The sequence below is a fragment of the Pantoea sp. Mb-10 genome, from assembly GCF_021272205.1.
In the GTDB taxonomy this organism is placed as follows: Bacteria; Pseudomonadota; Gammaproteobacteria; order Enterobacterales; family Enterobacteriaceae; genus Pantoea.
In genome coordinates this window covers 181844-197785 of record NZ_JAJSDX010000003.1, presented here as the reverse complement: position 1 = coordinate 197785, position 15942 = coordinate 181844, and the positions used below count along the sequence as shown (strand labels likewise).

1 protein-coding gene is annotated in these 15942 nt (G+C 65.5%); it reads left to right on the top strand.

The genetic code is table 11. The features are described 5' to 3' along the window. Positions 1 to 89: 89 nt before the first annotated feature. Positions 90 to 15938: an Ig-like domain-containing protein gene (locus tag LU196_RS06890; protein ID WP_232758657.1), complete on the top strand. Its 15849-nt coding sequence runs from the start codon at positions 90 to 92 to the stop codon at positions 15936 to 15938. The last annotated feature ends 4 nt before the right edge of the window (positions 15939 to 15942 follow it).

The following is a 15942-nucleotide window of genomic DNA, read 5'->3' as shown; positions in this document are numbered from 1 at the left end:
TAACAGGGCGTTATTTATTGAAAAAACCGGTTTCTACGGAAGCTGGGTACTTTTTATCAATTCTGATAACCACGCGGGATGTCAATAATATGAACAATATCTCTGTCACGGCTAAAGGTGGAACCATTGCGTCTGAGTTCAGCGGCAGCCAAGTTAATTTAACGGCGCCGAGCGTGGTTAAAGTTCATCTTAATCGTGTTGACGTTCAGTCATTTACACGCAGCGGCAATGATTTAATTATCACTAAACAGTCGGGCGAGAAGATTGTTATTCAGAAATTCTACTCTGCTGACGGTGACAGCGATCTGGTGCTGGAAGACGATCGCGGTGCGCTCTGGTGGGTAGAAGATCCCGCGACGGAGGGTTTTCAGTATGTCTCCATCGACAGTACCGAAGGGCTGTTAGCTGAAAACGTCACCAATACCGGCACTATCGCGGCCTTCGGTATCGGCGGTGCCGCATTGGCTGGGTTGGGCGCGGCCTTTGCTGGCGGTGGCGGCGGTGGTGGTGGCGGTGGTGACAACGGCGGCACAATACCGGGCGACGGCGGCACCACACCCGGTGACGGCGGCACCACGCCGGGCGACGGCGGCACCACACCGGGCGACGGTGGCACCACACCGGGCGACGGTGGCACCACGCCGGGCGACGGCGGTACCACCCCAGGCGGCGGTTCAGCCACGCCCCCCAGTGCGGTGACGAATCTTGCGATCAGCGACAGCGTCGGGCCGATTCGCGGCGCGATCGTGAACGGCACGGCCACCGATGATAACCAGCCTGTGCTAAGCGGCAACGCGACGCCGGGCACGCTGGTTAATGTTTACGATGGCGGCACGCTGCTCGGCAGCGCGGTCACGGGGGCGAACGGCACCTGGCAGTTCACCGCACCCACGCTGGCGGATGGCGCGCACAGCTTTACCACGGTCGTGACCGACAGCGCAGGCAATGCCAGCGCACCCAGCGCGCCCGTCAACTTCACGGTGGACACGCAGGCACCCACTGCGGCGACCGATCTCGCGCTGAGCGGCGACAACGGCGGGGGCGCCAGCAGCATTCCCGCTAACGCCACGACCACAGACAATACGCCGGTCCTGAGCGGGCGCGGTGAGCCCGGCAGCGTGGTACAAATTTACGATGGCACCGCGCCGATCGGTTCTACGACCGTGGATGGCAACGGTAACTGGGCCTTTACCACGCCGGCGCTAAGCAACGGCGCGCACAGCCTGTACGTGACCTTAACGGATGCGGCAGGCAACGTCAGCGCGCCTTCAGCCAGCTGGGATTTCACGGTTCAGGCGAATCTGCCCGACGCCACCTCGCCGCTGGAGATCACCGACGATTCCGGTCCTGCACTGCTCCCGCTCGGCAACGGCAGCAGCACCTCAGATAACACGCCAACGCTGAGCGGTTTAGCCAGCCCCGGCGCGCTCATTGCACTGTACAACGGCAGTACCTTACTCGGCACCGCCGTTGCGGGCAGCAATGGACAATGGATCTTCATCCCGGACGCGCTGGCAGATGGCACCTACGCGCTCTCCGCCACCGTCACCGATACCAGCGGTAACGTCACGCAAACGCCCGTAGTGGTGATCACCGTGGACATCGTGCCACCTACGGCAGCAAGCGGCGTGATCCTGAGCGATAACGACAGCGGTACAGTGGAGCCTATTGCGGCAGGAGGGGCGACCAACAGCACCACGCCGGTGCTCAGCGGCAGCGCCGAGCCCGGCAGCACGGTGACGATTCGTGATGGCGATACGGTGCTGGGCACTGCGCTAGTTGGCAGCAACGGCCGCTGGAGCTTCACTACGCCGTCGCTGTCAGAGGGCAGCCACAGCCTGACCACTACCGTCACCGATGCGGCGGGCAACGTCAGCCCGGCCTCCGATGCGCTTAGCTTCTCTGTCGATACGCTGCCACCCGCGGCGGCGGACGCGCTGGTGGTCAGTGATGACGTTGGCGCGGCAACCGGCCCGCTGGCGTCCGGCGACACCACCGATGACAGCACGCCTACGTTGAGCGGCACGGCGGAAGCCAACGGCATTGTCCGGATTTACGACGGCAGCACGCTGCTCGGCAGCACCGCGGCCGATGCGCAGGGCAACTGGTCTTTCACCCCCCCCGCGTTGAGCAACGGCGCACACGCGCTGAGCGTCACGGTCACCGATGCGGCAGGCAATATCAGTGCCCCCACGTCACCCTTTGACCTGACGGTGGCCGCTGGTGTGCCGCCGACCACCAGCTCGCTGCAGGTGACGGATGACAGCGGCAGCACGCTCAACGTGCTGCCAGCGGGCGGCAGCACGCAAGATACCACGCCGGTATTGAGCGGCGTGGCGGCAGCGGGCGTGCTGGTCACGCTATACAACGGCACCACGGTGCTGGGCAGCGCGATCGCCGATGCCAGCGGGCAGTGGAGCTTTATCCCGGCCGCCCCGCTGGCGGACGGCACCTATGCGTTCCGTGCCGTCGCCGATGACGGCACGGGCAATTTCACCGACTCGATCACGCTCAACATCACCATTGATTCTGTTCCGCCAGCGGCCGCAGATAATCTGCAATTGAGCAGCAGCAACGGCAGCATCGTCACCCCGGTAGATAATGGCGGTACTACCGGCAGCAACGTGGTGACGCTGGGCGGAAGCGCAGAACCGGGCGGCACCGTGGTAGTGAGCGACGGCAACAATGTCCTCGGCAGCGCCGTGGTAGACAGCAACGGTAACTGGCGTTTCACCACGCCCGCGCTGAGCGAAGGGGCGCACAGCCTCACCACCACCGTCACGGACGCAGCCGGTAACACCGGCGCCGCCACGACACCGCTCACGTTCACCGTGGACAACACGCCGCCCGCGGCAATCAGCGACCTGGTGGTCACGGATGATGTGGGTACGGAGCAGGGGCCGCTGACCTCTGGCGACGTCACGGATGACAATACCCCCACCCTGAGCGGCAGCGGTGAACCGGGCGCGCTGCTGGCGATCTACGACGGCAGCACGCTACTGGGCAACACCACCGTGGGCCTTGATGGCAGTTGGACGTTTACCACGCCCGCGCTCAGCAACGGCAATCATACGTTCACCCTCACCGCCACCGACGCGGCAGGCAACCTTGGCCCGGCCAGCGCACCCTTTGTGGTGAATATCCAGGCGGATCTCCCCGCGCCAACCCGCGCGCTGCAACTTATGGATGACAGCGGCAATACGGTTCAGGAGCTGTTCGACGGCGGCAGCACCAATGTTACCTCGCTGGCGTTAACTGGCCTGGTCGGCGCGGGCAATACCGTCACGCTGTATGACGGTGCGACGCTTCTGGGCAGCACGGTGGCGGGCAGCAACGGCCGCTGGGCGTTTCGTCTTAACGCGCTGTTCCAGGGCGTGCACAGCATTCGCGGCACCGTGACCGACGCGCAGGGCAACACCACGGACACGCTGCTGATGACGTTCACCGTGGACAGCGTTGCGCCGGATGCGGCCACGAATCTGGTGCTGACGGACGATACCGGCAGCACGGCGGTGTCCATTGCCGCAGGCAGCCTCACCAAAGATGCCACGCCGGTGTTGAGCGGCACCGCAGAGGCGGGCAGCCTTATTACCGTGCGCGACGGCGAGGTGCTGCTGGGTAGCGTAGTGGTCAACAGCGCGGGCAACTGGAGCTTTGCTTCACCCGCGCTGGCGGACGGCAGCCATAGCCTGACGGCTACCGTCAGCGATGCCGCCGGCAACGTTAGCCCGCCGACCGCGCCGCTGGCGTTTACCGTGGACAGCACCGCGCCTGCCGCCGCCAGCAATCTGGTGGTCAGCGATGACGTGGGCAGCAGCACGGGGCCGCTGACGTCAGGCACCACCACGGACGACAGCACGCCGACCTTAAGCGGCACGGCGGAAGCGGGCAGCGTGGTACGTATCTATGACGGTAGCGTGCTGTTGGGATCGGTCACCGTCGCCAGTGACGGCAGCTGGCGTTTCACGCCGGATGCGCCAATGACCAACGGCCAGCACGATCTCACCACCACCGTCACCGATGCGGCGGGTAATGTCAGTCCGGCTTCACCGGCGTTTACGCTGAACATCGAGGCGGGCGTGCCCGTGACCAACGAGCTGATCGTGATCTCGGACGACAGCGGCAGCACCTATGTGCAGCTGCTCAACAATTCCAGCACCAGCGACAATACGCCAATCGTCAGCGGGCAATCGGGGGCGGGCTTCCTGATCACCATTTACAACGGCACGGTGGAACTGGGCACCGCCACGGCGGACGCCAACGGCCAGTGGGCGTTCACCCCGGCGGCGCTGAGTGACGGCACCTATGTATTCCGTGCCACCGCCACCGATCCTGCCAGCGGAGCTGCCAGCGACACGCCGACGCTGACCGTCACCATTGATACCGTGGCCCCGGCCGCGCCGGTAGGGGTGAGCGTGGCCGATGGCAACAACGCGCCGCTGCCGGATGGCAGCAGCACCAATACCAATACCTTGACGCTCAGCGGCAGCGGTGAACCGGGCGGTACGGTCACCGTCGCCGATGAGAACGGCGTGATTGGCACCGTGACCGTGGATAACAGCGGCAATTGGACTTTCACGACGCCAGCGCTCAGCGACGGCAACCACAGCCTGGTTGCCACCGTGACCGATGCCGCGGGCAACACCGGCTCGGCGTCCGCACCCGTGAGCATCACGGTCGATACGCTGATCCCGGCGGTGGCGGAAAATATTCAGCTCAGTAACAGCGGCGGTACACCGATCGCCGCAGGCGGCGTCACCAACGACACCGCGCCGGTACTCAGTGGCCTGGCGGAGCCGGGCGGCACCGTCACCGTCTCTGACGGCGGCGTGGTGCTGGGCACGGCGGTGGTGAACGGCGACGGTAGCTGGCAATTTACGCCCAATCCGGCGCTCGCCGAGGGTAATCACAGCCTGACTTCCACCGTGACCGATGCCGCCGGCAACCTTGGCCCGGCCAGTGCGCCACTGCTGCTCACGGTCGATACCACCCCGCCTACCGCCGCCAGTGCGATTCAGGTCAGCAACGACAGCAGCGGCACGGCGGAGCCCCTCACGGACGGGGGCACCACCAATGATGTGACGCCGCTGCTCAGCGGCCGTGCCGAGCCGGGCAGCACCGTCAATCTCTTTGATGGCACCACGCTGCTTGGCACCGCGACCGTGGGCAACGACGGTAACTGGACATTCAGTTCACCTGTGCTGGCCGATGGGCCGCACAGTTTGACCACCACGGTCACCGACGCGGCAGGCAATACCGGCCCGGCGTCTGACGCCTTCGTCTTTACCGTGGATACCTCAGCACCGGCTGCGCCCGGCGGCATCCAGCTCAGCAATGACAGCGGCACCACGCCGGTGACGATTGCGCCGAATTCCACCACCAACGATGCCACGCCGGTCTTGAGCGGCACAGCGGAACCGGGTAGCAGCGTGATCGTCTATGACGGTGACGCGGTACTCGGCAGCGTTATCGTCGGCAGCGGCGGCAGCTGGAGCTTTACCACGCCCGCGCTGGCGGAAGGCGCGCATAGCCTGAGCGCGACCGTGACCAGCGCGGCGGGCAATACCGGCGCACCGTCGGCACCGATCGCCATTACCGTCGACACCACGCCGCCGGCGGCAGCGGGTGCGCTGCAGTTAAGCAATGACAGCAGCGGCACGCTGGTGCCTATCGCCGCGGGTTCAACCACGAATGACACCACGCCCGTATTAAGCGGCACGGCGGAAGCGGGCGCGACCGTCACGGTCCGCGACAACGGCGCGGTGCTGGGCACCGCGCTGGTGGACGCCGCGGGTAACTGGCAGTTCACCGCCGCGCCGCTGGCTGCGGGCGCGCATAGCTTCACGGCCACGGTCACCGATGCGGCAGGCAACAGCGGCCCCACTTCGGCGGCGATCCCGTTCAACCTGGATACTACCGAGCCTGTGCCCGCCAGCAATCTGCTGCTGATTAACGATCAAAATGGCAACGCGGTGCCTATCACCAATGGCTTTACCAATGACACCACGCCGGTGTTAAGCGGCACGGCGGCAGCGGGGAGCACCGTGACGGTGCTCGACGGCACCACCGTGCTGGGAACCGTGCTGGTTGGCAGCGGCGGAAACTGGAGCTTTACCGCGCCGACCTTAACGCAGGGGGCGCATAGCCTGACCACCACCGTCACCAGCGCGGCGGGCAACGTGAGTGAGGCCTCAGCGCCGCTGGCGTTTACCGTGGACACGCAAGCGCCGACGGCCGCGCAGGATCTGGCGTTGAATAATGATGCGGGCGAGACGATTCCCGCAGGAAGTGCGACGCGCGACGCCACGCCGACCCTGAGCGGCACGGCAGAAGCGGGCAGTACCGTCATCCTGCTGGATAACGGCAGCACGGTGCTGGGCAGCGCCGTGGCCGATCAAGACGGCAACTGGCAGATCACGCCGCAGGCACCGCTGAGTGAAGGGGCGCACAGTTTGACCGTGAGTGTCACCGACCCCGCCGGCAATGTCAGCGCGGCGTCCGCTGCGGTGAGCGTCATTGTCGATAACACCGCGCCAGAGGAGGCGGCGAATCTCCAGCTCAGCAGCGACAGCAGCGGTTCGCAACAGCCCGTTGCCGCCAACGGCGCGATCAATGACACGGCCCCCATCCTGACGGGCACCGCAGAGGCCGGCGGCATCGTCACGGTCAGTAATGGGGCAACCGTGCTGGGCACTACCGTGGTCGATCCCGACGGCAATTGGCGCTTTACGCCGGACGCACCGCTCGGTGACGGTGACTACAGTCTGACCGTGACCGTCACGGACGCCGCGGGCAACGTCGGGCCAGCCAGCACTCCGCTGACCTTTACCGTGGATACCACACCGCCGCCAGCGGCAGCGGATCTTGTCCTGAACAACGACAGCGGCACTGCGCCGCAGCCGATAGCGGCCAACGGCTTTACCAATGACACCACGCCAGTGCTGAGCGGCACGGCAGAAGAAGGCAGCATTGTCACGGTGCGCGACGGCACCACCGTGCTGGGCTCCACCGTGGCAGGCAGCGGCGGCGCATGGAGCTTTACTTCGCCTGCGCTGAGCCAGGGTACGCACAGCTTCACCGCCACCGTGAGCGATGCGGCGGGCAACAGCAGCGATCCGTCCGCGGCGTTTGCCTTTACGGTGGACACCCAGGCGCCGGACGTCGCCAGCAGCCTGCAACTCAGTAATGACAACAGCGGCAGCGACGTGCCGATTGCGCAGGGCGGCCGCACCAACGACACCACGCCGGTGCTGAGCGGCACGGCCGAAGCCAACAGCCTGATCGTGGTGCGTGATAATAATCAGGTATTGGGCAGCGTGGTGGCGGGCACCGACGGCAACTGGCGCTTTACGCCAGCCGATCCGTTGGCGGAGGGCGCGCACAGCTTCACCGCCACGGTCAGCGATGCGGCGGGCAACGTCAGCGCGCCGTCCGCTGCGCTGGACTTTACCGTGGACACCACGGTACCGGATCAGCCGGCCGATCTCACCTTAAGCAGCGATCTGGGCATCACGCCAGTGACAATTGGTACAGGTGACGTCACCCGGGACGCAACGCCAGTGCTGACCGGCACGGCGGAAGCGGGCAGCACGATCGCTATCCGCGACGCGGGCGCGGTGCTGGGCACGGCGATCGCTGACAGCAACGGCAACTGGCGCTTTACGCCGGATGCGCCGCTGGGAGAAGGGGCGCACAGCCTGACGGCGACGGTCACCGATCTGGCGGGGAACAGCGGCCCGGCTTCTGCTGCGCTGGCCTTTACGGTCGATACCGTGGCGCCAGACGCCGCGCGCGAGGTCATCGCGCAGGACAGCGCGGGTAACACCCTGACCGGCCTCACCAATGACAGCACCCCGACCCTAAGCGGCCTCGCCGAAGCCGGTGGGCTTGTGGTGGTTTACGATGGCGCTACCGCCCTCGGCAGCGTCCAGGCCGATGCCACCACGGGGGCCTGGAGCTTTACCTCACCGGTGCTCACCGACGGCGGCCACAGCCTCAGCGTGCAGGTCATCGACGCTGCGGGTAACGTTAGCACGTCCAGCGAGGCGCTAGCGCTGACGGTGGACACCCGCATCCCGGAAACCGGCGGTATCAGCGTTACTCTTCCCGGCGGGGCGGGCGAAGTGCCGATTGCCGATAACGGCTATACGAATGTGGATACGCCGATTTTGAGCGGTACCACGGTGGCGAACGGTCTGGTGACGCTCTACGACGGCACCACGGCGATTGCCAGCGTCACCGCTGACGCCCAAGGCGCGTGGCGTCTGACCAGCCCAGCGTTGGGCGAGGGCGGGCACGCGCTCGCCATCACCGTGACCGACGTGGCGGGCAATGTCAGTACGCCATCAACGCCGTTCACCCTGAACATTGATACCGTGACGCCGGATGCCGCCAGCAACATCACCTTGAGTAATGACGCAGGTAGCGCCCTGGTGCCGATTGCATCGGGCGGCGTCACCAATGACACCACGCCGCAGCTCAACGGCAGCGCGGAAGTGGATAGCGTGGTGCGCATTTACGATGGATCAACGTTACTGGGGTCGGTCACTGCAGACAGCAGCGGCAGCTGGAGTTTTACCCCTGAGACGCTGAGCCAGGGCGCGCATACATTTAGCACCACGGTCACAGACGCGGCAGGCAACGTCAGCGCCAATTCGTCTGCGATAGCCTTTACCGTCGACAGCGTGGCGCCGGGCGTGGCCACCGACATTACGCTGGTGAACAACAACGGTGCGACGCCGCAGCCCATTACCAACACGGATGTGACCAACGACAGCACGCCGGAGCTGAGCGGTCAGGCCGAGGCCAACAGCACCGTGATTATCTCTGATGGCAGCACGGTAATAGGGAGCACCACGGCGGATGCGCTGGGCGCATGGCGTTTCACTCCCACGCTGACCGACGGTACTCACGCGCTCACCGTGGTGGTGCGTGACGCCGCCGGAAACAGCAGCATCCCTAGCGCGTCACTCACCGTAACCGTCGACACCGCTGCACCGCCAGCGGCCAGCGATCTGGTGCTGACCAATGACATTGGCGGCGGCGCGGTGACGATTCCGAACGGCGGGCTAACCAACGACAGCACGCCGGTGCTGAGTGGGACCGCGATTGCCAATGCGCTGGTGCAGGTGTATGACGGCACCACCCTCATCGGCTCTGCGACGGCGGATGCCGACGGTAACTGGCGCGTCACCACCAGTGCGCTGTCCGACGCCGTGCATACGCTCAACGTGACGGTCACCAATTCGGTGGGCAACGTGAGCGCCGCCGCCTCGGTCTCTCTGACGGTGGATACCTCGACACCGGACGCACCGGCCTCGTTTGGCGTGTATAACAACACCGGCACGGTGTTGGTCGATGTAATCAATGGCGGGTATGCCAATGACAGCACGCCTGTGCTGCTGGGCACCGGCGTGGCGGGCACCACCATCAATGTGTTTGACGGCGATACCCTACTGGGCACCGCGCGCGTTGATGGCAGCGGCGCGTGGCGCTTTGACGCGCCTGCGCTGCTTGACGGGCCGCACAGCCTGTCGGTGTCGGTCACCAACGCGGCAGGCACGACCGGCGCGTTGTCACCGTTCTTTGACTTCACCCTCGACACCGCCGCGCCGGAGGCGGTGAGCCAGCTCACCGTGACGGACAACGTGGGCGGCAGCACCGGCGATCTGATCTCCGGGACCACCACCGATGACAGCACGCCGGCGTTTAGCGGCCAGGCGGAGATCGGCAGCGTGGTGCGGGTGTATGACGGTACCACGCTGATCGGCTCGACCACGGCAGGCAGCAACGGCAGTTGGACATTCACGCCTGGCGCACTTGCCAACGGCGCGCACAGCTTTACCTTTACGGCCACGGACGCGGCGGGCAATGTCAGCGCGGTCAGCGCGCCCGCGTTTGATCTCAACGTGCAGGCTGATTTGCCACCGGCCACCACCACGCTGCAGCTGTTCGACCAGAGCGGCAGCGCGCTGGTGACGCTGGCAGATGGCGCCTACACCCAAGACAGCACGCCGGTGCTGAGCGGGTTAACCACCGCGGGCTACACGGTGCAGATCCTTGACGGCAGCGATGTGCTGGGAACGGTCACCGCCGACGCCAACGGGCAGTGGACCTTCACTCCTGACGCGCTCAGTGAAGGACCGCATGCTCTGTCGGTGATTGTGAGCGATGGCGCGGGCAATGATGTGCAGTCCCCGGTGACCAACATCATCGTGGATACCGTGGTGCCCACCGCGGTTACCGATCTGTCCGCCGCCAATACCAGCGGAACCACCCCGGTGGAGATCGTGGCCGACAGCGTCACCAATGTCACCTCACCCGAGCTGGCCGGAACCACCGAAGCGAACGCGCTCGTCACGGTATATGACGGCAATGCGGTGATTGGTAGCACCGTTGCCGACGCGGCGGGCGCGTGGCGCTTTAGCGTGCTCCGGCTTGCCCAAGGTGCCCATGCGTTGAGCGTCAGCGTGACCGATGCGGCGGGCAACGTCGGTCCGCGCTCTGCGGCGCTGGCGTTTACCGTGGACAGCGTGGCACCGGACGCGGCGTCGCCGCTCGTCACCAATGGCAACAGCAACACGCCGGTGGCCAACGGCGGCCTGTTGAACGACAGCACGCCGCTGCTCAGCGGCACCACCGAAGCGAACGCCATCGTCACGCTGTATGACGGCACCACGGCGATCGGTTCCACCACCGCCAGCGCGGCGGGCGCGTGGAGCTTCACACCCACGCAAGCGCTGAGCGAGGGCAACCACGCACTCACGGTGCGCATCACGGATGTGGCCGGCAACATCAGCGCCCCGTCTGCGGCGCTCAATGTGGTGGTTGATACGCTTGCGCCTGCGGCGGTAGACCTTACGCTCAGCAATAACCAGGGCAGTGCACCGCTGCCGATTGCGGCGGAGAGCATCACCAACGACAGCACGCCGCAGCTTAGCGGCACGGCAGAAGCGGGCAGCGTGGTCAGCGTTTACGATGGCACCACGCTGCTGGGTACGGTGACGGCAGGCAGCAATGGCGCGTGGAGCTTCACCACCGGCACGCTGGCTGACGGCCCGCACACCCTGAACGTCACCGCCACTGACGCGGCGGGTAACGTCAGCCCGAACGCGGCCATTACCTTCACTGTCGATACCACCGCACCGGCGGCGGTAGTGGATCTGCGCGTCACGGACAATGTTGGCAGCATCGTCGGGGATCTGGCAAACGGGGCGGTCACCGATGACGCCACGCCGACCCTGAGCGGCACGGCGGAAGCCAACGCCGTGGTCAGTATCTTCGACGGCAGCACGCTGTTGGGCTCGATCACCGCAGGCGGCGACGGCGCGTGGAGCTTCACCCCCGTCACGCTGAGCAACGGCCCGCACGCTCTGAGCGTGACGGTGCGCGATGCTGCAGGTAACGTCAGCGCGGCATCAGACACGGTAACGATCACCGTGGATACCGTGGCGCCGACTGGCACCACGCTGGCGATTGCCAACGATCTTACGGGCCTCACCATCCCCGACGGCGGTATCACCAATGACGCCACGCCGGTACTGAGCGGCTCGGCGGAGGCGGGTAGCGTGGTAACGATCTTTGACGGCACCACGCTGCTGGGCACGGTCACCGTGGATGAGCTGGGCGCGTGGAGTTTTACCACCGGCACGCTCAGCCAGGGGGCGCACGTTCTGAGCGCCACCGTGACGGATGCGGCGGGCAATGTCAGCGGCACCACCTCGGCCACGATCGCGGTGGACACCGTGGCACCCGCGGCGGTTGCCGACTTGGTATTGCTCAATAACAACGGCAGCTCGCCGATCACCATTGCGGCCAACGGCCTCACCAACGACAGCACGCCGCGCCTTAACGGCACGGCAGAAGCGGGCAGCGTGGTCAGTATTTACGATGGCACGACGCTACTGGCCACGGTCACGGCGGGCAGCAATGGCGCGTGGAGCTATATCAGCTCCACGCTGGCTGACGGATTGCACACGCTTAACGTCACGGCCACCGACGCGGCGGGCAACGTGAGCCCGAACGCCGCGGTGACCTTTACCGTGGATACCACTGCCCCTGCGACGGTGAGCGATCTGCGCGTCACGGACAACGTGGGCAGCATCGTCGGCGATCTGGTGAGCGGGGCGATCACCGATGACGCCACGCCAACGCTGAGCGGTACGGCGGAAGCCAACGCCGTGGTCAGTGTCTACGACGGCAGCACGCTGTTGGGCACGGTCACCGCAGGCGGCGACGGGACGTGGAGCTTTACCACGGCGGCGCTGAGTAACGGCGCCCACGCGCTAAACGTCACGGTGCGCGATGCGGCGGGCAACGTCAGCGCGCCATCGGCCACGGTGGCGATCACCGTGGATACGGTGGCCCCTGCGGCAGCGACGCTGGCGGTCACCAACGATATCACTGGCGCGCTGGTGCCGAACGGCGGTCTCAGCAATGACACCACGCCTGTGCTGAGCGGCACGGCGGAGGCCAACAGCCGGGTGTCGATTTATGACGGCACCACGCTGCTGGGCACTGCGATTGTGGGCAGCAGCGGCAGCTGGAGCTTCGTCTCACCGGCTCTGAGTCAGGGGGCGCACGCCCTGAACGTGACCGTTACAGATGCGGCGGGCAACGTTAGCGGCACGACCTCGGCCTCGGTGATTGTTGACAGCGTGGCCCCGGCGGCGGTCACCGGCCTGCTGGCGTTCAACAACAGCAGCAGCACGGCGGTGGGCATTCCCGGCGGCGGCGTCACCAACGACAGCACGCCGCTGCTCACCGGCAGCGGTGAGGTGGGCGCGCGCGTCAGCGTGTACGACGGGGCGACGCTGGTGGGCACCGCCACGGTAGGCAGCAACGGTAGCTGGAGCGTTATCACCAGTGGCTTGAGCAACGGCCTGCACACGCTTAACGTCACGCAGACTGACGCGGCGGGGAACGTGAGCGCCACGGCGTCCACCGTATTGACGGTCGATACCGTGGCTCCTGCGGTGAGTACGCTGATTGTGACGGATGACAGCGGGGCCAATCCGCTGGCGCTGGTGAACGGCGCATTCACGCGCGATACCACGCCGGTGCTTAGCGGCACCGCTGAGGCTAACGCGATTGTCACGGTATACGACGGCAGCACGGTGCTGGGATCGGTCACGGCGGGCAGCAGCGGCGCATGGAGCTTTACCACCGCGGCGCTGAGCAACGGTGCCCACGCGCTGAACGTCACGGTGCGCGACGCGGCGGGCAACGTCAGCGCGCCATCGGCCACGGTGGCGATCACCGTGGATACGGTAGCCCCGGCGACGACGACGCTGGCGGTCACCAACGATATCACCGGCGCGCTGGTGCCGAACGGCGGCCTCAGCAACGACACCACGCCTGTGCTGAGCGGCACGGCGGAGGCCAACAGCCGCGTCTCTATCTATGACGGCAGCACCTTACTGGGTACGGCTATTGCAGGCAGCAGCGGCAGCTGGAGTTTCACCACGCCGGTGCTGGGCCAGGGGGCGCACGCCCTGAGCGTGACCGTCACAGATGCGGCGGGTAACGTCAGTGGAGCCACCGCGGCCTCGCTGATCGTTGACAGCGTGGCCCCGGCGGCGGTCACCGGCCTGCTGGCGTTCAACAACAATGGCAGCACCGCGCTGGGCATTCCCGGCGGCGGCCTGACCAATGACAGCACGCCGCTGCTCACCGGCAGCGGCGAAGTGGGGGCGCGCGTCAGCGTCTACGACGGCGCGACGCTGCTGGGCACCACCACGGTGGGCAGCAACGGCAGCTGGAGTTTCACTACCCCTGCGCTAAGCAACGGCCTGCACACGCTCAACGTGACGCAGACCGACGCGGCGGGCAACGTCAGCGCCACGGCTTCCACCGCCTTACGCATTGATACCGTGGCCCCGCTGGCCAGTTCGCTGACGATCGTTGATGACAGCGGCGCGAACCCGGTAACGCTGGTGAGCGGCGCGTTCACGCGTGACACCACGCCGGTGCTCAGCGGTACCGCCGAAGCCAACGCCCTCGTTACGGTGTATGACGGCAGCACGGTGCTGGGATCGGTCACGGCGGGCAGCAGCGGCGCGTGGAGCTTTACCCCCGCCGCGCTGGCCAATGGCGCGCACGTTCTGAGCACCACCGTGACCGACAGCGCAGGCAATGTCAGTACCGGCAACGCCACGGCCACCGTCACGGTGGATACGGTGGCACCGGCGGCGGTCGGCGGTCTGGCGATCAATACCGCGGGTACGCTGGTCAGCGGCAGCGGTGAAGTGGGCGCGGTGGTGACGGTACGCGACAGCAGCGGTGCCTCGCTCGGCACGGCAACGGTAGGCAGCGGCGGCACCTGGTCGGTATCACTCAGCACGCCGCAAATCACCGGCGCCAGCCTGTCGGTGGTGCAAACGGATCGCGCCGGTAACACTTCGGCCTCGGCCAGCCTGCTGGGGGCGATCCGCGTGGTTGCCACCAACGACGTGAACGAGGTGGATTATGTGACGACCAGCGGGCTGCTCAACAACGGCAGCACCAACTACAACAGTACTGCACTGCTGAGCGCCAATCTGTCTAACACCGTGAGCGCCAGCGTCCTGAGCAGCACCAACGCCTATCTCTTTAACGTTGGCGCGGGAGACAGCCGCTCGGTGACGCTGCACGGTACGGTCACCAGCCTGGTGTCGCTCACCGCCAACTACACGCTTTATCTTTATAAGCAGAATGCGGACGGCAGCTGGTCGCTGCAAACCAGTAACGCCAACTACATTCAATCGTTCCTGTCACTCGGCACGCAATCCGGGGCCAACATCACCTACAGCAACCTGAACACCGGGCGCTATGCGGTGCTGCTGGGCACCAGTAACGGCGTGGCTGCGCTACCGGCCACCACCATCAGCACCACCAGCGATATCACAACGCTGGCGGTGACGGTGGCGGCGAGCGTCACCGGCAATCTGCTGGCCAACGACACCAGTTCGCTGGCGGGTACGGTGCCAACCGGCACCGCGGTGAGCAGCGTCACGGGCAACGTGATCGCCGCCACCGGTAACACGGTGATCACCTCCAACTACGGCACGCTGACGCTGGATGCGAAAGGCAATTACACCTACACCCTTAAAGCCGGATTGGACGTGGATACCTTGCCTGCCAGCGACGTCTTCACCTACTCGGTGCGCGACGCCAGCGGCGCGGTGACCTCGGCCAATTTGACCATCACGTTGCACAACGGCCTGACGGTGAACACCTTTATGGCGCAGAGCCTGCGGGTGGAGAGCGAGGCGCTGGCCGTGCATGACGCCAGCGGCAGCATCTACGGCGACAGCACCGCCAGCCACAGCGGAACCTTGAGCATTACTAATGAACAAGGTGAAGTGACGCAGGTCAATAGCATCGGTACGACGCAGGTTGCGGGCGTTTATGGCGTGCTGAGTATCGCCGCTGACGGCAGCTACACCTATGCGCTTAACGCCGGCGTTGACGGGCAGACGCTGACGCACCAGGAGGTGTTTAGCTACACGCTGACGGCGGCAGACGGCACCCTGAGTAGCCAGCAATTCACCATCGATCTGCACCCGATCATCGAGGGCACATCGGTGGCGGACACGCTGACCAGCGGCGCCTACGACGACGTCATTACAGCGGGGGCGGGCGCCGATACGCTGGTATACCATCTGCTGGCTAATGCCGACGCCACCGGCGGCAACGGACACGACAGCTGGACGGACTTTAGCGTGGCGCAGGGCGACAAAATCGACATCAGCGATCTGCTGATTGGTTGGAATGATTCCACCAGTAATGTTAATGATTTCGTCAAAGTCGATCATACTCCAGAGGGTAACACCGTGCTGTCCATTGACCGGGACGGCACAGGCACCGGCTTCAGCAGTACCCAATTGATTACGTTGGAGGGCGTAAACGTGTCACTTGAGGAGCTGTTGCAGCAGCCGCATCAGATCCACACGGCGTAATCGC